Origin of the sequence: Cupriavidus sp. P-10 (assembly GCF_003402535.2) — a bacterium.
In the GTDB taxonomy this organism is placed as follows: Bacteria; Pseudomonadota; Gammaproteobacteria; order Burkholderiales; family Burkholderiaceae; genus Cupriavidus.
On the sequence record NZ_AP025171.1, the window covers coordinates 270,088 to 291,178 of the forward strand.

Annotated in this window: 24 protein-coding genes; 20 read left to right on the plus strand and 4 right to left on the minus strand. The window is 67.2% G+C overall.

Annotated elements, in window-relative coordinates:
- Positions 1–25: 25 nt before the first annotated feature.
- Positions 26–742 (plus strand): RNA polymerase sigma factor FliA, encoded by a 717-nt coding sequence (locus CTP10_RS18345; protein WP_116318860.1) that lies wholly within the window; start codon positions 26–28, stop codon positions 740–742.
- Positions 742–1,170: a flagellar protein FlhE gene (locus tag CTP10_RS18350; RefSeq protein WP_116318859.1), complete on the plus strand. Its 429-nt coding sequence runs from the start codon at positions 742–744 to the stop codon at positions 1,168–1,170. The genes CTP10_RS18345 and CTP10_RS18350 overlap by 1 nt, the downstream gene beginning before the upstream one ends.
- A 123-nt stretch (positions 1,171–1,293) precedes the next feature.
- On the opposite strand, the gene CTP10_RS18355 is transcribed toward CTP10_RS18350, so the two are convergent.
- The 3 genes from CTP10_RS18355 to flgA all read right to left on the minus strand — a co-directional run bounded on the left by CTP10_RS18355 (position 1,294) and on the right by flgA (position 3,026).
- On the minus strand, positions 1,294–1,755 hold the full coding sequence (locus CTP10_RS18355) for a flagella synthesis protein FlgN (RefSeq protein WP_116318858.1): 462 nt from the start codon (positions 1,753–1,755) through the stop codon (positions 1,294–1,296).
- A gap of 7 nt (positions 1,756–1,762) precedes the next feature.
- Positions 1,763–2,071 (minus strand): flagellar biosynthesis anti-sigma factor FlgM, encoded by a 309-nt coding sequence (gene flgM, locus CTP10_RS18360; protein WP_116318857.1) that lies wholly within the window; start codon positions 2,069–2,071, stop codon positions 1,763–1,765.
- 160 nt (positions 2,072–2,231) lie between these two features.
- Positions 2,232–3,026 (minus strand): flagellar basal body P-ring formation chaperone FlgA, encoded by a 795-nt coding sequence (flgA, locus tag CTP10_RS18365; RefSeq protein ID WP_116318856.1) that lies wholly within the window; start codon positions 3,024–3,026, stop codon positions 2,232–2,234.
- A gap of 290 nt (positions 3,027–3,316) precedes the next feature.
- Here flgA and flgB point away from each other — a divergent pair, with 290 nt between their 5' ends.
- From flgB to CTP10_RS18435, 14 genes are all read left to right on the plus strand, one after another.
- The gene (gene flgB, locus CTP10_RS18370; RefSeq protein WP_116318958.1) at positions 3,317–3,724 is read left to right on the plus strand and encodes a flagellar basal body rod protein FlgB; all 408 of its coding nucleotides are present in this window, start codon (positions 3,317–3,319) and stop codon (positions 3,722–3,724) included.
- A 34-nt stretch (positions 3,725–3,758) separates the two neighbouring features.
- On the plus strand, positions 3,759–4,166 hold the full coding sequence (flgC, locus tag CTP10_RS18375; protein ID WP_116318855.1) for a flagellar basal body rod protein FlgC: 408 nt from the start codon (positions 3,759–3,761) through the stop codon (positions 4,164–4,166).
- 72 nt (positions 4,167–4,238) lie between these two features.
- Positions 4,239–4,904, plus strand: coding sequence for a flagellar hook assembly protein FlgD (gene flgD, locus CTP10_RS18380; RefSeq protein WP_116318854.1), 666 nt, complete (start codon positions 4,239–4,241; stop codon positions 4,902–4,904).
- Between the two features lie 72 nt (positions 4,905–4,976).
- On the plus strand, positions 4,977–6,224 hold the full coding sequence (gene flgE, locus CTP10_RS18385) for a flagellar hook protein FlgE (protein ID WP_116318853.1): 1,248 nt from the start codon (positions 4,977–4,979) through the stop codon (positions 6,222–6,224).
- Positions 6,225–6,250: 26 nt separating this feature from the next.
- Positions 6,251–6,994 carry a flagellar basal-body rod protein FlgF gene (gene flgF, locus CTP10_RS18390; RefSeq protein WP_116318852.1) on the plus strand — a complete coding sequence of 248 codons (744 nt, stop codon included), beginning with the start codon at positions 6,251–6,253 and terminating at the stop codon, positions 6,992–6,994.
- Between the two features lie 93 nt (positions 6,995–7,087).
- Positions 7,088–7,873, plus strand: coding sequence for a flagellar basal-body rod protein FlgG (gene flgG / locus CTP10_RS18395; RefSeq protein ID WP_116318851.1), 786 nt, complete (start codon positions 7,088–7,090; stop codon positions 7,871–7,873).
- An 11-nt stretch (positions 7,874–7,884) separates the two neighbouring features.
- The gene (flgH, locus tag CTP10_RS18400; RefSeq protein WP_376790653.1) at positions 7,885–8,583 is read left to right on the plus strand and encodes a flagellar basal body L-ring protein FlgH; all 699 of its coding nucleotides are present in this window, start codon (positions 7,885–7,887) and stop codon (positions 8,581–8,583) included.
- A complete protein-coding gene (locus CTP10_RS18405) occupies positions 8,567–9,736 on the plus strand; it encodes a flagellar basal body P-ring protein FlgI (protein WP_116318849.1) in 1,170 nt (389 codons plus the stop codon). The genes flgH and CTP10_RS18405 overlap by 17 nt, the downstream gene beginning before the upstream one ends.
- Positions 9,737–9,738: 2 nt before the next feature.
- On the plus strand, positions 9,739–10,776 hold the full coding sequence (gene flgJ, locus CTP10_RS18410) for a flagellar assembly peptidoglycan hydrolase FlgJ (protein WP_116318848.1): 1,038 nt from the start codon (positions 9,739–9,741) through the stop codon (positions 10,774–10,776).
- A 238-nt stretch (positions 10,777–11,014) separates the two neighbouring features.
- Positions 11,015–12,940: a flagellar hook-associated protein FlgK gene (gene flgK, locus CTP10_RS18415; RefSeq protein ID WP_116318847.1), complete on the plus strand. Its 1,926-nt coding sequence runs from the start codon at positions 11,015–11,017 to the stop codon at positions 12,938–12,940.
- A gap of 41 nt (positions 12,941–12,981) precedes the next feature.
- Complete coding sequence (gene flgL, locus CTP10_RS18420) at positions 12,982–14,208, plus strand: flagellar hook-associated protein FlgL (protein WP_116318846.1); 1,227 nt, start codon at positions 12,982–12,984, stop codon at positions 14,206–14,208.
- A gap of 326 nt (positions 14,209–14,534) precedes the next feature.
- Positions 14,535–15,161: a CsgG/HfaB family protein gene (locus CTP10_RS18425; RefSeq protein ID WP_116318957.1), complete on the plus strand. Its 627-nt coding sequence runs from the start codon at positions 14,535–14,537 to the stop codon at positions 15,159–15,161.
- A 30-nt stretch (positions 15,162–15,191) separates the two neighbouring features.
- Positions 15,192–15,611: a DUF4810 domain-containing protein gene (locus CTP10_RS18430; protein WP_116318845.1), complete on the plus strand. Its 420-nt coding sequence runs from the start codon at positions 15,192–15,194 to the stop codon at positions 15,609–15,611.
- Complete coding sequence (locus CTP10_RS18435) at positions 15,608–16,264, plus strand: DUF799 domain-containing protein (RefSeq protein WP_116318844.1); 657 nt, start codon at positions 15,608–15,610, stop codon at positions 16,262–16,264. The genes CTP10_RS18430 and CTP10_RS18435 overlap by 4 nt, the downstream gene beginning before the upstream one ends.
- Positions 16,265–16,319: 55 nt before the next feature.
- Here CTP10_RS18435 and CTP10_RS18440 read toward each other — a convergent pair whose 3' ends face one another.
- The gene (locus CTP10_RS18440) at positions 16,320–16,829 is read right to left on the minus strand and encodes a MarR family winged helix-turn-helix transcriptional regulator (protein WP_116318843.1); all 510 of its coding nucleotides are present in this window, start codon (positions 16,827–16,829) and stop codon (positions 16,320–16,322) included.
- A 134-nt stretch (positions 16,830–16,963) separates the two neighbouring features.
- Between CTP10_RS18440 and CTP10_RS18445 the strand changes: the two genes are divergently transcribed.
- The 4 genes from CTP10_RS18445 to CTP10_RS18460 are packed head-to-tail and all read left to right on the plus strand — an operon-like array spanning position 16,964 to position 21,043.
- The gene (locus tag CTP10_RS18445; RefSeq protein WP_116318842.1) at positions 16,964–18,688 is read left to right on the plus strand and encodes an AMP-binding protein; all 1,725 of its coding nucleotides are present in this window, start codon (positions 16,964–16,966) and stop codon (positions 18,686–18,688) included.
- On the plus strand, positions 18,685–19,860 hold the full coding sequence (locus CTP10_RS18450) for a thiolase family protein (protein WP_411860268.1): 1,176 nt from the start codon (positions 18,685–18,687) through the stop codon (positions 19,858–19,860). Before CTP10_RS18445 ends, CTP10_RS18450 begins: the two co-directional genes overlap by 4 nt.
- Positions 19,857–20,291 (plus strand): Zn-ribbon domain-containing OB-fold protein, encoded by a 435-nt coding sequence (locus CTP10_RS18455; protein ID WP_116318840.1) that lies wholly within the window; start codon positions 19,857–19,859, stop codon positions 20,289–20,291. Before CTP10_RS18450 ends, CTP10_RS18455 begins: the two co-directional genes overlap by 4 nt.
- Complete coding sequence (locus CTP10_RS18460) at positions 20,288–21,043, plus strand: SDR family NAD(P)-dependent oxidoreductase (RefSeq protein WP_116318839.1); 756 nt, start codon at positions 20,288–20,290, stop codon at positions 21,041–21,043. Before CTP10_RS18455 ends, CTP10_RS18460 begins: the two co-directional genes overlap by 4 nt.
- Positions 21,044–21,091: the final 48 nt, after the last annotated feature.

Sequence of the window (21,091 nt, forward strand, 5' to 3'; positions counted from 1 at the left end):
ATCCAGCATTCACGAGAATTGCACCATGTACACGATCCAGGGAAAGCTCGACCAGGCCGACGTGGTCAAGGCGCACGCACAGCTGGTGCGTCGCATCGCCCTGCAGCTGGCCGCCAGGCTGCCTGCCAGCGTGCAGATCGACGACCTGATCCAGGCCGGCATGATCGGCCTGCTCGATGCCGCCAAGCGCTATGAAGACACCCACGGCGCGCGCTTCGAGACCTACGCCAGCCAGCGCATCCGCGGCGCCATGCTCGACGAGGTGCGCGCCAACGACTGGCAATCGCGCAGCCTGCGCCAGTTCACGCGCCGCATCGAACGCACCCAGCGCTCGCTTGAGCAGAAGCTCGGACGCACGCCGCTCGACTCCGAAGTGGCTGAAGCGATGGAAATGGCGCTGGACGAATACCAGGTCCTGCTCAACGAGGTCTATGGCTGCCAGTTGCTGCATTACGAAGATTTCGAGCGCTCCGGCGAAGAAGATTTCCTTGACCGCCACCTCGGCGCCAGCGATGACGGCAACCCGCTGAAAGTGCTGATGGAAAGCGGCATGCGCGAGGCGCTGATCCGCGCCATCGACCGGCTGCCCGAGCGCGAGAAGCTGGTGCTGTCGCTGTGCTACGACCAGGAGCTGAACCTGCGTGAGATCGGGGCCGTGCTGGATGTGACCGAGTCACGGGTGTGCCAGATCCGGGGGCAGGCGATTACGCGGTTGCGGAACCAGTTGCGTGGGTTGCTGTGATGTCCAGCCTGGCGCGCGTTGCCTGCCTCGGGCTCGTGGCGGGGTCTGCCTGTGCCTGGGCGGCGATCGAAGGCGGCACGCGGCATGCGTGGACCGGGTCGGTCAATGGGCCGGCGTTGCATGGGCGCGGGCAGCGGGCCGTGTCGGCGCCGATCCAGCCGGTGGGGGTGCTGCCTCAGGCTGAAGGGGTGATTACCACGGTGCGCTGGCGCTACAGCTTTGCGCAGACGCCGCCGGTTGAGTTGCAGGCATATCTCTGCAATGCGCAGCGGTGTGTGATGCTGCCTCAGGCCGAGGGGCAGACCTCCGCGTTCGCCGGGGACGATGCTACCAAGGGGTTTGTGTTTGCGTTCCGGGTGCCGGGGCAGGGGAGCCTGGTGCCGGTTTTGCAGGGGCGGAGCAATGAGGTGGTTGTTGGGTTTCGGTAGACAAATGTTGTGCCTTGCGGCTGGGCATCTTGTGGCTATTTGATCTGCCCGGTTCCACCCTTTAGGGCGGAACCGGGCGCATCAAATAGCTACCTGATGCCCAGTCGCAAGGCTAAGCTCAAATCAGCCAGCCGCCAGGCTCACACCCCCAACCCCGGCCGCCGCCCTCCCATCCTTCCCATACAACCCGGCATCCCCGCCGCAATGCTGCCGCAGCGCCTGAATCGCCTCCTGCGTGAATTCGAGGTGGGCCTTGATGACGGCGCCATTCAGCGCATTGCCATCCCGCGTCACCCGGGCAGCAAAGATCAGCTTGCGCCAGGCTTCGGCGACACCGGCATCAATCTGCTGGCCAAGCAATTGCCCATCGGCACCGGTGCGCAAGCCGAGCGCCTGCATCTGCGCCTCGCGCGCCCGAACCTGGCGCGACAGCGCCTGACCCACCTCCACCTTGCGCGTCAGCAATTCGCTGAGCGCAGTGAAATCCCCGCGCTTTATGGCATCGCGCTCTTGCGCAAGAAGCTGCCCGAAGGTCTCAAGGCCTTCGGTTTCACGCTGCAGGGACTGGATCAGGCTTTGGCTCATGATTTGGCTAGTGCGGGTCGGCCTGGCCGAACTCGCGCAAAGTGGCGAGCAGGCCATCGGCAATCTTGCCCGGGTCGATCTTGATCCGGCCCTCGGCAATAGCCTGGCGGATCTCTTCGACCTTGGCGGTATCGATATCGTCGTCGGTTTCCTGCGTCAGGCGGCTGCTGATCTCGCGCACCTGCGCGGCCAGCGGGCTGACGCTCAGCCCGGAGGACGGCGTGGCGGCGCTGGCCGGTGCGGCCTGGGGCCGGGCGGCGGCGTCGCCTGCGGGCGCGTCGGCGGGCCGGGACGAGGTGGAATGGTTGATCTTCACGGGCGTTCCTTGCTGGTTTCCTATGGCATTACGGCCGCGGCGGCGAAATCTTTAGGGAACGTGCCCCGTATTGCCCGCACGGCAGGACCGGCGGCATTTTCTCATGCCGCGGCGCCATCTGAATCCGGCTGTCAGCCACGATTCGAAAGACTGGAAGTGCTTATTGCAGCACGACCGTGTCGCCGCTGCGCACCAGGCCGTTGACCACCTGGCCGTTGCGCAGGCGTACCTGCACGGTATTGCCGGCGGCGGCGTCGGCCAGCACCTTGCCTTCGCTGGAGATCTGGAAGGCATCGCCTTCGACGGACACGGTGACGGTCTGCCCCTGGCGTACGGCGATGGCCTTGCGCAGCAGGTCGCTGCGCATGGGCGAGCCGGCGGCGATGCGGTTGGCGGCGACGGCGCCGGCGAGCTGTGCCGGGTCGGTAATGACCGCGCGCGGCAAGGTGGCCAGGTCGCCCTGGCGCACTTCGATATCGGCCTGGCCGACCGGTTCGCCCGGACCCAGCGCGCGCGAGGCGACGTAGTAGTCAGTCAGCACCGACACGCGCGCCTGCATATAGCGCACCCACGGCCGCTCGCCGCCGCAGCGCACGCCGACCGAAACCCGGCCCCACGGCGATGCGCCGGCGGGCAGGAACGGATCGGGCGAGACGCAGTCCGGCGCGCGGCCGCCCGACGGCGGCGCTACCTGCACGCTGACCTTGCCCGGCAGGCCGGCGGTCTGCTGCAGCAGGAAGCGCTCCACGGCAACGCGTGCGGGATCCTCGGTGAAGGGGCTCGCAGTGGCTGCGGGCTGGCCGCCCGGCGCCTGCATGGCGACCGGCGTGACCTGCGCCGGCGCGGCGCCAGTGGCCCCGGCAAGACACAGCAGGCACGCCGCCAGCAGGGCCTGTGCCTTGCGCGGGCCGTGGCGGCGGGAATAGCGGCGGAGGGTGCGGCGATTGGCGTTCATCTGGTCTTCCCGGCAAGGACGGCAGGGCGTGCGCTGGCATGCCTGGCGCGCTGCCCCGTGACCTGCGGCGCGCCCCGTCTACATCAGTCATCGGGTTCCGATTGTAGGCAGCGCCTCGCGCGAGGGCGTGCCGAAATGCAAGGATTTCCCGTCCTTATTCATCCGATTGGCGTGACAGGCCCCCGCCTAAGATGGCAACCCTGAAGAAGGTCGTCCCTTCGCTATTCGTTGAATTCATTGAATTCGTTGTCCGGTGGTTCGGCCACGCAGTGGGACAGGGAGATGCCAGCATGATTGACAGACTCGACGCGTCGCTACGCTTCCAGCAGGAAGCGCTGAGCTTGCGCAACCAGCGGCAATCGGTGATTGCCTCCAATATCGCGCACGCCGATACCCCGGGCTACAAGGCCCGCGACTTCGATTTCGCCAGCACGCTGGCGCAGTCCGTGGAACGCGGCCAGCGCAACGAAGGCATGTCGCTGTCGACCACCCAGGTGCGCCACCTGCCCGCGCAGGCGCCCACCCGCGAGGCGTTCGACCTGGCCTACCGCATCCCGCTGCAGTCCAGCGTCGACGGCAACACCGTGGAAATGGATGCCGAGCGCGTGGCCTTCGCCGACAACGCGGTGCATTTCGAGTCGGGCCTGACGGTGATGAACTCGAAGATCAAGACCATGCTGGCGGCGATCCAGCAATAAGCGAGCAACAGATCCAGCAGCAAGGAGAGAGCGCATGCCGGCAATGAACATCTTCGACGTCGCGGGCTCGGCCATGGCGGCGCAGTCGCAGCGCATGAACGTGACCGCGTCCAACCTGGCCAACGCCGACAGCGTGGTCAGCCCCGACGGGCAGGCCTACCGTGCCAGGCAGGTCGTGTTCGGCATGGCGCCCACGCCCGGCCAGAGCGACGTCGGCGGCGTGCAGGTGGCCGGCATCAGCGAAGACCCGTCGCCGCCGCGCATGGTCCACAACCCCACGCATCCGATGGCGAACGCGCAGGGCTACGTGGTCATGCCCAACGTCAACCCGGTGGAAGAGATGGTCAACATGATCTCGGCATCGCGCTCGTACCAGGCCAATGTCGAGGTGCTCAACTCCGCCAAGAACATGATGCTGAAGACGCTGACGATCGGCCAGTAAGGTCCGGCCGACTTACACCGCCCCCCGATCGCATACCTGAACGCATACCTGAACGCAACGCCGGAAGCCGACATGACAACCACCTCCTCGGTCAACAGCAACACCCAGGGCATCAACGATGCCCTCAAGAGCGGCAGCGCCAGCGCTTCCGAACTCCAGAGCAACTTCCTGACCATGCTCGTCACGCAGATGAACAACCAGGATCCGCTCAACCCGATGGACAACTCGCAACTGACCTCGCAACTGGCGCAGATCAGCACGGTCAGCAGCATGCAGACCATGAACGCGACGCTGTCGCAGCTGCTGGCGCAGGTCAGCGCCAGCCGCGCGATGGATTCGGCCGCGCTGATCGGCCACACCGTGATGGTGCCGGGCACGCAGGTGTCGGTGACGGACGGCGTGGCGGGCAAGTTCGGCGTGGACCTGCCGTCCACGGCTGACGCGGTGACGATCGACGTGCTCGACAAGGACGGCAACGTGGTCCGCACCATCGACATGAAGGGCCAGACCGCCGGCGTGCACGACGTCACGTGGGACGGCAAGAACAATGCCGGCAACCTCGTGCCGAACGGCGACTACACCTTCAAGGTCACGGCCACTGCAAACGGCACCTCGGTGCAGCCGGTGGCGCTGACCTACGGCAAGGTACAGAGCATCAGCGGCGACTCGACCGGCGTGCTGGTCGACCTGGGCAACGGGCAGACCGCCAACGTCGACGACGTGCGGCGCATTCTCTAATCGCAGGCGCCCGCCCAGCGCGCGCAATGCGCCGGCGGGCTTCAACGACAGCTAAAGCAAAGGAAGATAACCATGGGTTTCGGTCAAGGGGTAAGCGGCCTGAATGCCGCCGCGTCCAATCTCGATGTGATCGGCAACAACATCGCCAACGCCAACACGGTTGGCTACAAGCAGTCCGCGGCGCAGTTCGCCGACATCTATGCCGGTACCAAGATCGGCCTGGGCGTGCGCGTGAACTCGGTGGTGCAGTCGTTCAACCAGGGCAATATCGAGGCTTCGGGGCGCTCGCTTGACGTTGCCATCACCAATGGCAACGGCTTCTTCCGCATGACCAGCCCGGATGGCGCGATCTACTACTCGCGCAACGGCCAGTTCCAGCGCCAGGACGACGGGCGCCTCACCAATATGCAGGGCCTGCAGGTGACGGGCTATCCGGCGGGCGTGACCGGCGGCGCGGGCGTGCAGCCGCAGCCGCTGACGATCAGCAATGCGCAGATGGAGCCGCAGGCAACCAGTCGCATTACCGCCAAGTTCCAGCTGGACTCGCGCGCCACCGTGCCGGGCACCGCCTTCGCCAGCTCGGCCGGCAACCCGCCGACCAGCAACATGTTCAACTACAGCACGGCGATCAACGTCTATGACTCGCTGGGCAACAAGCAGCAGATGATGGCGTACTTCGCCAAGGTGCCGGATGCCACCCCGCCGGCCACTACGCCGCCGACCGTCCCGGGCGGCACCGACTGGAAGATGTACGTGACCGACGTCAACGGCAACATGGTCGGCGGCGCGCCGGTCACGCTGGCCTTCGACAACGCGGGTGCCATGCAGTCGCCGGCAGCCGGCGCGATCTCGCTGACGCAGCCTGCCGCCAACGGCGCACAGGCACTGAACATGGCGCTGGACCTGACCGGCACCACCCAGTTCGGCGCCGACAACGACGTCAAGCAGCTGAGCCAGAACGGCTACACCTCGGGCAGCCTGCTGGGCTACACGGTGAACTCGGACGGCACCATCACCGGCAGCTACTCCAACGAACAGAGCAAGCCGCTGGGCCAGATCGTGATGGCCGGGTTCGGCAACGTCGAGGGCCTGAAGCCGGAAGGCGACAACGTGTGGTCGGCCACCGGCGCGTCCGGCGAGGCGCTGCTGGGCGTGGCCGGCGGCAGCATGGGCACGCTGCGCTCGAACGCGGTGGAAGCGTCCAACGTCGACCTGTCGGGCCAGCTGGTCAACCTGATCGTCGCGCAGCGCAACTACCAGGCCAACGCGCAGACCATCAAGGCGCAGGACACGGTCATGCAGACCCTGGTCAACCTGTGATTGCCAAGCTGAGCTGAGCCGCCGCCATGGACCGCATGATCTACACCGCCCTGTCGGGCGCCAAGCAGATACTCGACCAGCAAGCGGCGGTATCGAACAACCTGGCCAACGTGTCGACGCCGGGCTTCCGCGCGCAGGTCAACCTGTATCGCGCGGTGCCGGTGGTCGGCGCCGAGGCCGGCACGCGTGCCTTTACGCTGGCGTCCACGCCGGGCGCGGACATGCGCGCCGGCCCGCTCACCTACACCGGCCGCGCGCTCGACGTGGCGCTGCAGGGCAACGGCTGGCTGGTGGTGCAGGCGCCGGACGGCACCGAGGCCTATACCCGTGCCGGCGCGCTGCAGGTGGCGCAGGATGGCCAGGTGCAGACCCAGTCAGGCCTGCCGGTGATGGGCGACGGCGGCCCGCTGGCGGTGCCGCCGGGCTCGCAGGTCACCATCGGCACGGATGGCACGATCACTGCGCGCGGACCGGGCGAAGCATCGGCTGGCCTTGCCCAGGTAGGCAAGCTGCGCGTGGTCAACCCGCCCAACGATGCCATCGCACGCGGTGATGACGGCCTGTTCCGCCTGCGCCCGGGCGCGCAGCCGCTGGAGGCCGACCCCACCGTGCGCGTGGTCTCGGGCGCGCTCGAAGGCAGCAACGTCAACCCGACCGAAGCCATGGTCGAGATGATCGCCAACGCGCGCCGCTTCGAGATGCAGATGAAGATGATCCAGGGCGTGGACGGCAACGAGCAGCGCGCCAACCAGCTGCTGTCGACCAACTGACGCCGCGGCAACACTGAACCCGGAGCGCGGCGCGCCGATTGCGGGCGCGCCCTCGCTCCAGCTCCCAGCTAAAGATTCCCAGCAAGGACCACCATGATCCGCTCTCTCTGGATTGCCAAGACCGGCCTCGATGCGCAGCAGACGCAGATGGACGTGATCTCGAACAACCTGGCCAACGTGTCGACCAACGGCTTCAAGCGTGGCCGCGCGGTGTTCGAGGAACTGATGTACCAGACCATCCGCCAGCCCGGCGCGCTGTCGTCGGACCAGACCACGCTGCCCTCGGGCATGCAGCTGGGCACCGGCGTGCGCCCGGTCGCGACCGAACGCATCCACACCCAGGGCAATCCGCAGCAGACCGGCAACAACAAGGACGTGGCCATCATCGGCCAGGGCTTCTTCCAGGTGGCGCTGCCTGACGGCACCACCGCCTATACGCGCGACGGCTCGTTCCAGGTGGACCAGAACGGCCAGCTGGTGACCTCCAGCGGTTTTGTGAGCCAGCCCGCCATCACCATCCCGGCCAACACGCTGTCGCTGACGGTCGCGCGCGACGGCACGGTGTCGGTGACGCAGCCGGGTTCGAGCGCCAACGTGCAGGTCGGCCAGCTGCAGCTCGCCACCTTCATGAACCCGGCCGGCCTGGAAAGCATGGGCGAGAACCTCTATGTGCAGACCGATGCGTCTGGCGCGCCCAATACCACCGTGCCGGGCCTGAACGGCGCCGGCGTGCTGCAGCAGAACTATGTGGAAGCGTCCAACGTCAACGTGGTGGAAGAGCTGGTCAGCATGATCCAGACCCAGCGCGCGTACGAGATCAACAGCAAGGCAGTGCAGACGTCCGACCAGATGCTGCAGCGCCTGGCCCAGATGGGTTGAGGGTAATGGACATGGCCACCTTGCTTTCCCGCCTGGGCGCGCGTGCGCTGGTTTGCCTGGCCGGCGTGGCAATGCTGGCCACGAGCGGCTGCGCGCTGGTGCCGCGCGAGCCGCTGGTGCAACTGCCCACCACCGCGCGTGCCGAGCCGCGCCCGGTCGGGCCGGCCTCCGGCTCCATCTACCAGTCGTCGTATGCCGGCAACCCGCTGTTCGAGGACCGCCGCCCGCGCAACGTGGGCGACATCCTGACGATCGTCATTACCGAGAACGTCAACGCCAGCAAGAACTCCGGCACCAATACCAGCCGCAGCGGCAACACCACGCTGGCGTTCGACGCCGTGCCGCGCGCGCTGGGCGGCCTGTTCGGCACCAGCCAGAACGCCGACATCAACGGCGCCAACAGCATGAAGGCCAGCGGCGGCGCCAGCGCGGCCAATACCTTCAACGGCACCATCACCGTGACCGTGCTGGAGGTACTGCAGAACGGCAACCTGGTGGTCTCCGGCGAAAAGCAGATGGCCATCAACCAGGGCGCCGAATTCATCCGCTTCTCGGGCGTGGTCAATCCGCGCACCGTGACCGGCGACAACGCCGTGCTGTCCACGCAGGTGGCCGACGCGCGCATCGAATACACCGCCAAGGGCGTGATCGACGAAGCGCAGAACATGGGCTGGCTGCAGCGCTTCTTCCTCAATGTCTCACCGTTCTGACCGCGCCATGTCCGCTTCCATGCTCGCCTATTTTCTGTCACGCCTGCTGCGCGTGAGCGTGATCAGCCTGGCGCTGGGGGTGGCCTTCGGCGCCTTCGCCACCGTCGCCAAGGCCGAGCGCCTGAAGAACCTGGCTGCCTTCCAGGGCGTGCGCGACAACCCGCTGGTGGGCTACGGCCTGGTGGTCGGCCTGGACAACACCGGCGACCAGACCATGCAGACGCCGTTCACCACGCAGAGCCTGACCAACATGCTCTCGCAGCTGGGGATCACGCTGCCGGCCGGCAAGAACATGCAGCTCAAGAACGTGGCCGCGGTGATGGTCACGGCCACGCTGCCGCCGTTCGCGCAGCCGGGCAGCCAGCTTGACGTAGTGGTGTCGTCGATGGGCAATGCCAAGAGCCTGCGCGGCGGCACGCTGCTGATGACGCCGCTCAAGGGCGCCGACGGGCAGGTCTATGCTATCGCGCAGGGCAACATGCTGGTGGGCGGCGCGGGCGCGTCGGCCAACGGCAGCAAGGTGCAGATCAACCAGCTGGCGGTGGGCCGTATCGCCAACGGCGCCATCGTCGAGCGCGCGGTCGCGCCGTTCCAGCCGGACGGCGGCGTGCTAAACCTGGAGCTGAAGGAAACCGATTTCGGCACCGCCGAGCGCGTGGTCGAAGCCATCAACCGTTCCATGGGCGGCGGCGTTGCCGCCGCGCTGGACGGCCGCACGGTGCAGGTACGCGCGCCGGCCGCGTCGAGCGCGCGCGTTGCCTTCCTGGCCCGCATCGAGAATATCGACGTGACGCCGGCCAAGGCCGCGGCCAAGGTGATCCTGAACGCCCGCACCGGGTCGATCGTGATGAACCAGGCGGTAACGGTGGAAGACTGCGCGGTCGCGCACGGCAACCTGTCGGTGGTGATCAATACGCAACCGGTGATCAGCCAGCCCGCGCCCTTCAGCGAGGGCCGCACCGTGGTCGCGCCCGTTTCGCAGATCGACATGAAGCAGCAGGGCGGATCGCTGCAGGTGGTCAAGGCGGGCGCCTCGCTGGCCGCAGTGGTGAAGGGCCTGAACGCGCTGGGCGCGACCCCCGCCGACCTGCAGACCATCCTGGAAGCCATGCGCGCCGCCGGTGCGCTGCGCGCCGAGCTGGAAGTGATCTGACCATGAGCGCGTCCATGCCACCGCAGGCCGCGGACCTGACGCAGCGCTTCGCGCTCGACACGCAGGGCTTCGAGGCGCTCAAGCACAGCGCGCGCAACGGTGCCGACGCGGCCACCTTGCAGGCGGCCGCAAAGCAGTTCGAGGCGGTGTTCACGCAGATGGTGCTCAAGAGCATGCGCAATGCCACGCCGCAGGACGGCCTCTTCGACAACGAGCAGAGCAAGCTCTATATGTCGATGATGGACCAGCAGCTCGCGCAGCAGATGTCGTCGCGCGGCATCGGGCTGGCCGAAGTGATGGTGCGCCAGCTGGCGCGTGCCGCGGGCACGCCGATGCCGGCGGGCATGAATGCGATGACGCCGGCCGAGTCCGGCTGCGCCGCCGATGCCGAGATGGCGCGGCTGCTCGACAGCCGCGGCGCCGCGTCTGCCGAAGGCAATGAACCTGCGGACCTGCCTGCGGTCGGCACGGTGGTGCCGGGACAGAACTGGAATCCCACCGCGGGCTTGCGCCAGTACCAGTCGCAGTTCTACGGCGACCGTGGCCAGGGCGGCGAGGCGCTCGGCCCGCTGCCGGCCGACGCGCCCGCCCACGTCAGCGCCTTCGTCGCGCGCATGGCGGCGCCGGCCGAAGCCGCTTCCCGTGCTTCAGGCGTTCCGGCGCGGCTGATCGTCGGCCAGGCGGCGCTTGAATCGGGCTGGGGCCAGCGCGAGATCCTGCATGCCGATGGCTCGACCACGTTCAACGTGTTCGGCATCAAGGCCGGATCGAGCTGGAAGGGCCGCGTGGCGGAGATCACCACCACCGAGTACGTCGATGGCCAGCCGCAGAAGGTGAAGGCGAAGTTCCGCGCCTATGGATCGTATGACGAAGCCTGCGCGGACTACGCGCGGCTGCTGACCAACAATCCGCGCTACGCGGGCGTGGTGAGCGCGGGATCGGCCGAGGAGGCCGCGCACGGGCTGCAGCGGGCGGGGTATGCGACGGATCCGTCGTACGGGCACAAGCTGGTGAAGATCATGAAGAAGGTGGCGGTCTGAGGCGCTCAGCGTGGCATCCGCCATAGCTGACAGCGCCAGAACCAGAACCAGGCTCCCCTCTCCCGCAAGCGGGAGAGGGGAGCAAACCGCCGCAAGTTGTGCGGCATATGGACTCCAAGGCCGTGCGCCATCCACCGCACTTCAGCCTAAAGTCCCACCCCCAACAGCCGATAACTCCCACATCTACCACCGCCGCCCCAAGCTCGCGGCAGTCCAACGAATCCGGGGTCAGAGCACAATGTCTCTCTTCAGTATTGGTCTTTCCGGCCTGAACACCGCGCAGAACGCGCTGACGACGACCAGCCATAATTTCGCCAACTCGGCGACCGAAGGCTATTCGCGCCAGAACACCATCGTGGCATCGGCCGGCGGCCAGTACACCAGCCAGGGCTTCTACGGTTTCGGCTCCAGCGCCACCACGGTGATCCGCGTCTATGACGAGTTCCTGACCGGCCAGCTGCGCGGCGCCACCTCGGCCAGCGCCTCGCTGGCGGCCTACTCCGACCAGATCGCCCAGATCGACAACCTGCTCGCCGACCAGAAGGGGGGCCTGGCGCCGCTGATGCAGAAGTTCTTTGCCGCGGTGCAGGCAGTAGCCGACACCCCGGCCGACCCCGCGGCGCGCCAGGGCATGCTGTCCGCCGGCCAGGCCCTGGTCGGCCAGGTCCGCTCCGCCAGCAACTACTTCAAGCAGCTGCAGTCCGGCGTCAACGAACAGGTCGGCACGGCAGTCACGCAAGTCAACGCCTACACCAGGCAGATCGCCGACCTGAACGAGGAAATCACGCGCATGAAGGCCGCTTCCGGCGGCCAGCCGCCCAACGACCTGCTCGACCAGCGCGACCAGGCCGTGGCCGAGCTGACCAAGCTGGTCGGCGCCAAGGTGGTGGTGCAGGACAGCGGCACCTACAACGTCTTCGCCGGCAACGGCCAGCCGCTGGTGATGGGCAACGATTCCTACGACCTGAAGGCAGTCGCCTCCGCCGCCGATCCCAACCGCACCGTAGTTGCCTACACCCTGCCCAACGGCAGCGTGTACGAGAGCGAGCCCGGCGCGATTACCGGCGGCTCGCTGGGCGGCCTGCTGCAGTTCCGCACCGAGACCCTCGACGCCGCGCAAAGCGCGATCGGCCGCCTGTCGCTGGCGATCGGCCAGAGCTTCAATGCGCAGCACAAGCTGGGCATGGACCTGAACGGCGACATCGGGACCGACATGTTCAAGCTCGGCTCCGCCACCGTGCTGCCCAACGCCAACAACGCCGTCAAGACCACGGTTGCCACCGCCACCATCGACGATGCCTCGGCGCTGACTGCCAGCGACTACAAGCTGCAGTTCGATGGCACCAACTACACGCTGACGCGCCTGTCGGACAACAAGCAGGTGAGCGCGCCAGTGCCGGGCACTCCCGCGCCTACCTATCCGCTGACCTTCAGCGCCGACGGCTTCAGCGTCTCGATCAACGCTGCCATGGGCGCCAACGACTCGTTCACGATCCAGCCGACGCGCAATGCCGCCACCGGCTTCGATATGGCGATCACCGACCCCGCCAAGATCGCCGCGGCATCGCCGGCGCGCGCCGAGGCGGCCGCCACCAACAAGGGCAGCGCCACCGCCAGCCTGGGCAACGTCGCGCCGGGCTTCACGCCGATGACCGGCAAGATCACCGCCGTCTATACCGCGACCGGCTACGTGTTCAAGGATGCAGGGGGCACGGACCTGTCGCCGCAGCCCACGGGCGTGCCCAATGGCGGCAATACTGACTACAACATCGGCGGCCTGACCTTCAGCTTCGGCGGCACGCCCACGGTAGGCGATTCCTTCACGCTCGGCGGCAACGCTGGCAGCGTCAAGGACAACGGCAACATGCTGAACCTGGCCAAGCTGCAGAACGCCAAGACCATCGGCGGGGTGTCCAGCTTCAGCGATGCCTACGCGCAGCTGGTCAACGACGTCGGGACGCGTGCCAAGTCGGTCAAGATCGCGTCGGCGTCGCAGGACAGCATCACCACGCAGATCAAGACCGCCCAGCAGTCGGTGTCGGGCGTCAACATGGACGAGGAAACCGTGTCGATGCTGCGCTTCCAGCAGCTCTACCAGGCCAACGCCCGCGTGATCCAGACAGCCACTTCGCTGTTCGACACGATCATCGGTATCGGCATGTAAGCACCGCCGGCACGTCAACGAATCCGAATAGGCTATCCATCATGCGCGTTGCAAGCTCCACCCTGTACCAGCAAGGCCTGGCGTCGATGAACCTCCAGCAGGGCTCGCTGCTGCATATCCAGCAACAGCTCGGCACGGGCCGCCGTGTTCTCACGCCGTCCGACGACCCGGTCGCCGCCACGCGCGCGCTCGGCGTCAGCCAGGCGCAAGCGGTCAACGGCCAGTACGCCACCTCGCGCAATCAGGCCAATATCTCGCTGGCGGCGGAAGAAAACGCGCTGAACTCCGTGACCACCGTCACGCAGAACATCCAGACCCTGCTGGTGCAGTCAGGCAACGGCACCATGAGCGACGCCGACCGCGGCTCGCTCGCCACGGCGCTGGAAGGGCTGTACAACCAGCTGGTCGGCCTGGCCAATTCCGACGACGGCAACGGCCAGTTCCTGTTCGGCGGCACCCGCTCCGGCTCGGCGCCGTTCACGCAGGCCACCGGCGCCGGCAACTACGTCGGCGACACCAGCCAGCAACTGCTGCAGGTCGACGTCGCGCGCCAGATGTCCGCGGGCGACAACGGCCGCGACGTGTTCATGAGCGTCACCGGCGGCGCCGGCTACGTGGTCAAGGACAACAGCGCAAACACGGGCAGCGCCACGTTTGGCTCGGTCTCGATCACCGACCCCAGCGACCCGCTGTACGGCAAATCGCTGCAGGTCAAGTTCCAGGCCAACGCCAGCGGCCAGATGGAATACAGCATCACCGACATGGACGCCCCGGCGCCCGCGCCGGTCCTGTCGGGCCCGACCGCCTACAATTCGCCGGCGCGGATCGAGGTCGGCGGCGTCACCTTCAACGTCACCGGCGAGCCCAAGGACGGCGACACGCTGACCATGGAGCCCGCCAAGGAAGCCGGCACCGACATGTTCGCCAACCTGCAGAACGTGATCGACACCCTTCGCCAGCCTACTTCCACCCCCGGCGACCAGGCCAAGCTGAGCAACGTGCTGTCCACGGCGACGCGCCAGTTCTCCAATTCACTGGATAACGTGCTGACGGTGCGTGCCTCGGTGGGTTCGCGGATGCAGGAACTGGATGCGCTGGACGACGTCGGCACCAACCGCGACCTGACGTATTCGCAGACGCTGTCTGGGCTGCAGGACCTGGATTATGCGGCGGCGATTACCGAGTACTACCAGCGCCAGACGGCGCTGCAGGGCGCGCAGCAATCGTTTATGCAAATTCAGGGGATGAATCTGTTCAAGTATCTGTGAGCGCAGGCCGGCGGTCGGCCGGCCGTGCTTTGTGCGACGGAAACAAAGCCTGAAACCCTCGCACCCTGGGAGTGAGAAGCGGCAGCGCCAGCTGCCCCCACCCGGCAATCTGCAGGGGCTTCCCCAATCCTCAGCTCCATTGCCGCAGAAGGTCGGGGCACACCTTCCTCCTCGTTCCACCCGGAATGGCTGCGCCGGCCATGCTGCCAGTCGCGGCACGGGCGGCACCGCGCCATAATATCGGCCGCGTCCCCACTGCAAACCAGGAGAAATCAGTGAAACAAACCAAGACTTGCTGCCTGCTCGCCATCGTTGCGGCGCTTGGCATGGCCGGTTGCGCCACCGAATCCTCGACCGCGTTGCCGGTCCAGAAGGTGGAAAGCGCCAGCCGCCCGTACAACGGCGTGCGCACGCCCATCGCGGTGGGCAAATTCGACAACCGCTCGAACTACATGCGTGGCGTTTTCTCGGACGGCATCGATCGCCTGAGCGGCCAGGCCAAGACCAGCCTGGTCACCCACCTGCAGCAGACCAACCGCTTCAATGTGCTGGAGCGTGAAAACCTGGACGAGATCAGGCGCGAGGCAACGATCAAGAACCAGGCCCAGCGCCTGAAGGGGGCGGACTTTGTCGTCACCGGTGACATCACCGAGTTTGGCCGCAAGGAAGTCGGCGACGTGCAGCTCTTCGGCATCCTTGGCCGCGGCAAGTCCCAGGTGGCCTATGCCAAGGTCAACCTGAACATCATCAATATCTCGACGTCGGAAGTGGTTTATTCAACCCAGGGAGCGGGGGAATACACGCTGTCGAATCGCGAAGTGATCGGCTTTGGCGGCACCGCCAGCTATGACTCGACGCTGAACGGCAAGGTCATGGACCTGGCCATGCGCGAGGCCATCAACCACCTGGTGGCGGCCATCGAGAGCGGGGCGTGGAACCCGGGTCAGAAGTAACCCATTCCTTTCACCAAAAAGAGAACAATGATGATGCAAACGGTCACGCTGCGCAGCGCAGCGTTATTGTCGGCCGCCGGCAGTATTCTGCTTGCCGGCTGTGCGGGTCCGCAGCCCATGTATCAGTGGGAGGGGTATCAGGCCCAGGTCTATGAGTACTTCAAGGGCGAGTCCAGGGAGGCGCAGGTCACCGCGCTGGAAGCGGGTTTGCAGAAGATCCAGGCCAAGGGCGGCTCCGTGCCGCCGGGCTACCATGCCCAGCTTGGCATGCTGTACCTGAACCTGGGCAAGCCGGACCAGATGGTCAGCGAATTCCAGACCGAGAAGACTCTCTTCCCCGAGGCCACGCCGTACATGGATTTCCTGCTGCGTAACGTCAAGAGCGACAGCCGCACTGAAATCAAGGCGGATGCCGCCAACGCCGCGCCCGTGGCAGGGAGCGTCAAATGATGCGCCGGCTCCTGACCTATATCGCCAGCCTGGGTGTCGTGCTGCTGTTCGCCGGGTGCGCGGTGCAGAACAAGCAGGTGGACTACTCCGCGTTCAAGGCCAGCCGTCCCCGCTCGATCGTGGTGCTGCCGCCGCTGAACGAGTCGCCGGACGTCAAGGCCACCTATGCCATGCTGTCGCAAGCGACGGTCCCGCTGGCGGAATCGGGCTACTACGTGTTGCCGGTCGCACTGGTTGAAGAGACGTTCCGGCAGAACGGCCTGACCGTGCCGGGCGATATCCATACCGTGCCGGTGGCCAAGCTGCGCGAAATCTTCGGGGCCGATTCCGCGCTGTACGTGACCGTGACCGACTATGGTTCGAAATACCAGGTCATCAGCAGCGTGACCCGCGTGGCGGCCAAAGCCAAGCTGGTCGATCTCAAGACGGGCGATGTCCTGTGGAGTGGTACGGCGGTGTCGGCCACCGACAGTTCCAGCGGTGGCGGCGGGCTGATCGGCATGCTCATCAACGCGGCGGTGACGCAGGTCATGAACCACACGTTCGATGCGAGCTACAGCGTGGCGGGCACAGCCAGCTACCGGCTGCTGTCGGCCGGCCAGCCTGCCGGCATTCTCTACGGGCCCCGTTCGCCCAAGTACCAGTCCGACTGACCCCAGGCAAACCGGGCCGGTGCCATGTGCCGGTCCGGAGATGCCCGGTACCCTGTCAGTTCCCCGGCGCTGCCGGGTCGTCGACCACCCCCAGCAGGTGACGCAGCGCGCGCGTCGCCGCACTGCATTCCTTTGCATCCAGCGTCGCCGTCAACGCATTCAGCCGCGCGATCCGCTCGTCCAGGGCGCGGTCGATAAGGTCCTTGCCGGCATCGCTCAACTCCACCTCGATGCGCCGCCGGTCGTTGGGATCGCGCAGGCGCCGCACCAGTCCCTTGTCTTCCAGCCGGTCCAGCAGCACGGTCATGGTGCCGGTGGTCAGGATCGCGATCCGGCTCAGGTCTGAAGGCGAAGCGGTTTGCGGATAGCGCCGTCGCAGCGCAGCCAGCACCTGGAACTGCCCTGACGAGATCCCATAAGCCTGGGACAGCTTGCCCAGTTCACGCTCCAGCACGCCGCCCAGGCGAATCACCCGGATCAGCAGGTCTGCATGCTGCAACTCAAGGTCCGGCCTTGCCGAACGCCATTCCGCCAGGAACTGGTCCACGTAGTCATAAGTAGTCATATACGCATTCTACTTGAAGCCAAAAAATTTGCTCGCATGTATCTTGATTTCAAGTAACTTGAGATATAGCATTCGAACCATGATGGATCGGGCGGCATGCCCGGCGGTGCTCAGACGACAACGAAAGCGATGCAATGACCATGTCTATTGGCTTCTCCACGGATTTGCCGGCGGTTCCCCCGGCGCGCCTTCCCGCAGACGGCTTCTACTCGGTGCGTGAGGCATTCGACGCGGCATGCCTGCGCTATGGGGATCGCCCGTTCTTGCATATTCCGGCGCAGGCGACCGCCGGCTACGGCGGCCAGGCGGTGGACTGGACCTATGGCAGCGCGTGCGCGCGCATCCGGGAACTGGAGGCAGACTTTCGCGGCGCCGGCCTGGCCCGCGGGCACCGGGTCGCGCTGATGCTGGACAACCGCGCCGAGTTCTTCCTGTACTGGCTGGCCCTCAATGGCCTCGGCGTATCCGTGGTGCCGCTGAATGCGGAAAGCAGCGCCGCGGAGCTTGCGCATGTGCTGCGCGACAGCGCAGCAGTGATGGTGGTGGCGCTGGATGGCCGCTGGCAGCCGCTCGAGCCAGCGCTCGGCCAGGCGCTGGGAGCCATGGGCGCCGCGCTGCCGCCGGTGTGCCGGCTCGGCACCGGCAGCGCAGCGGTGCCGATGCCGCAGGGCCAGCCCATGGCCGCCGAGGACGAATGCGCGCTGGTCTACACCTCCGGCAGCACCGGCCTGCCCAAGGGCTGCATGCTGTCGAATGAATACATGCTCGCGTTCGGCCGCTGGTACAACGCCCTGGGCGGCCTGTGCCGGATCGAGCCCGGCGCGGAACGGCTGATCACGCCGCTGCCGCTGGTCCACATGAACGCGCTGGCGTGCTCGTCGATGGCGATGATCCTCAGCGGCGGCTGCATCGTGCAGCTGGACCGCTTCCACCCGGGCACCTGGTGGGAGACGGTCGCGCAGAGCGGGGCCACCATCGTGCACTACCTGGGCGTCATGCCGGCCATCCTGCTGCAGCTTCCGCAGCAGGCCAGCGACCGCGCGCACGCGGTCCGCTTCGGCTTCGGCGCCGGCGTGCATCCCAGGCACCATGCCGCGTTCGAGGAGCGCTTCGGCTTTGCGCTGGTCGAGTCGTGGTCGATGACCGAAGTCGGCGCGGGCGGCGCCGTCGCCGCGCAGCTCGATCCGCGTCATCCCGGCACCCGCTGCTTCGGCCGGCCCACGCCCCAGATGGAATACCGCATCGTCGACGAAGAAGGCGAAGAGGTGCCGCCTGGCGCTGCGGGTGAACTACGCGTACGCGCCGCCGGCAACGACCCGCGCGCCGGCTTCTTCTCCGGCTACGCCAACCAGCCGGCGCTAACCGAGGCGGCGTGGGCCGGCGGCTATTTCCATACCGGCGACATCGTGCGCCAGGCCGAAGACGGCTCGCTGCATTTCGTCGACCGCAAGAAAAGCATCATCCGGCGCAGCGGCGAGAACATCGCCTCGCTTGAAGTCGAGGCCGTACTCAATCAGTTGCCGATGGTGCGACAGGTCGGCGTCGGCCCGGTGGAAGACGAAACCCGCGGCGAAGAAGTCATGGCGTGCGTCGAGCTGATGCCGGGGCATGCGCCCACGCGCGACCTCGCGCTTGGCATCTTTGCGGCCGCCGCGCAGCGGCTCGCCTACTTCAAGCTGCCCGGCTATATCGCCTTCGTGCCGGCGTTGCCGCTGACTGCGTCGCAGAAGCTGCAGCGCGGCGTGCTCAAGCAGGCCATGCACGCGTTGCTCGACGAGCACGCCGCGTTCGACCTGCGCGCACTGAAGAAGCGCCCTGACCGCCACGACTCGTCGGCCAAGCCATGCGGGAGCGCATGATGACACGGCAATACGACGACGCCGAGGTCGTGCTGACGGTGCCGGTCACCACCGGGTACGCGCGCTACAGCACCGAGCCGGCAGACTGGTACGTGGCGCAATGCCTGCGTGAACTGCTGGCGCGCGCGGGCCTGGCAAAAGACAGCCTCGACGGCCTGGCGGTGTCCAGCTTCACGCTGCCGCCCGACCCGGTGGCCAGCCTGTCGCGCTCGCTTGGCCTTTCGCTGCGCTGGCTGGAGTCGGTGCCATTCGGCGGCGCCAGCGGCGTGATCGCTTTGCGCCGCGCAGCGCGCGCGGTACAGGCCGGCGACGCCGACGTGGTCGCTTGCATCGGTGCGGACACCAACCCGCGTGGCGGCTTTGCCAGCCTGGCCAGCCGCTTCTCGTGGGCGGCCATCGACGCGATCCATCCGTACGGCGCGGCGGGGCCGAGCATGCCGTTCGCGCACCTGACCCGGCGCTACATGGACGCGACCGGCGCGACCCGCGCCGACTTCGGCCGCCTGTGCGTGAGCCAGCGCCAGAACGCCAGCGCCGTGCCGCACGCCTTGCTGGGCACGCCCATCACGCTGGAGGACTACCTGTGCGCCCGGCCGATCGCCGAGCCGCTGCACAAGCTCGACCTGGTAATGCCGTGCGCGGGCGCCGAGGGCTTCCTGGTGATGTCGCGCGGCCAGGCGCGCCGGCTCGGCCTGCCGCACGCGCGCCTGCGCGCCGTGGTGGAGCGCCACAACGCCTACGCCGACGACGACGCCATCCTGCGCGGCGGCTGGGCCCAGGAGCGCGAACGGCTGTATGGGCAGGCCGGCGTCGGTCCGCAGGACATCGACGTGCTGGCCACCTACGACGATTACCCCGCAGTGGTGTTCCTGCAACTGGAAGGGCTTGGCTTTTGCCAGCCTGGCACCGCCGCGGGCTTTATTGCCGCGCACGACCTCGGCTTCCGGGGCGACTTCCCGCACAACACCAGCGGCGGCCAGCTTGGCTGCGGGCAGGCCGGCGCCGGCGGCGGCTACCTCGGCCTGGTGGAGGTGCTGCGGCAGGTCACGAGACAGGCCGGCGCCAACCAGGTCGCCGATGCGCGACTTGGGCTAGCCAGCGGCTACGGCATGGCCGTGTACGACCGCTGCCTGGCGACCGGCGCGGCCATCATCGAAGGAGCCAGCGCATGAGCCACGACAGCCAATTCCCCGCATGCCGCTCGGCCGCGTGGCAAGGCATGGCAGAGGCCACGCCGGACGGCGGCCTGGCCTTGCCGCAATGCCCGGCCTGCGCACACCTGTTCTATCCGCCGCAGCGGTATTGCCCGCGGTGCCTGCATGACCGCATCAGCTTCCGGGCCGACAGCGGTGCCGGCGTGGTGCTTTCCGTGGCGCTGCTGCACAGCACGCTCGTGCCCGCATTCGTGGGCCGGCTGCCGGTGCATGTGGCCGCCGTGCGGCTCGATGCGGGCGTGACCCTGTTCGCGCTCGCCGACGCGATGCTGCCGGCGGGCACGCGCGTGGCGGCATGGCTGGACCAGCACGAAGACAACGCGGCGGGCGTGCTGCGCGTGCGCCGCCTGTTGACAGATCACGAAAACCACGATGGAGGTTGCGCATGAAATCGTCCGCCAAACGCGGATTGTCCTTTTGCGGGCGTACCGCGCTCGTGACCGGCGGCAATTCCGGTATCGGGCTGGCCATCTGCCAGTCGCTGCTGGCGCATGGCGCACGGGTGATCGCGGCCGGGCTGGACCCGGTGGAGCGCTCGCATCCGCTGCTGACGAGCGTTGTCGCCGACCTGTCCACGGCCGAAGGCATCGCGAACCTGACTGCCATCGCGCAAGAGCCCGGGATCGACATCCTGGTCAACAACGCCGGCGTCGTGCGCAACACCTTGCTGGCTGACGTGGACGACGCGGAGTTCGACCTGATGATGAACCTGCACGTGCGCTGCGCCATGCAGCTGGCGCAGGCGTGCGCACCGCACATGAAGGCGCAGCACTTCGGCCGCATCGTCAATGTCGCCTCGCGCGCCATCGTCGGCCTGGCCGGACGCACGGCCTACGGCGCGAGCAAGGCGGCGCTGGCGGCGATGACGCGTACCTGGGCGCTGGAGCTGGGCCCGTGCGGCATCACCGTCAATACCGTGTCGCCGGGGCCGACGCTCACCGACATGCTGGCCCGCGACTTCCCCGAGCACAGCGAACGCGCCCGCGCGCTGGCCGCCTCGCTGCCCGCGCGGCGGCTTGGCCTGCCCGAGGACGTGGCGCGTGCGGTGCTGTTCTTCGCCGATCCGGCGAGCAGCTGGATCACTGGCCAGAACCTCTTTGTCTGCGGCGGCGGCAGCCTGGCGGCATCGCTGGCGCTCTGAGTGTTCCTGCCCGGGGCCCTCTCATCGACTCACGACCAAGACGACACA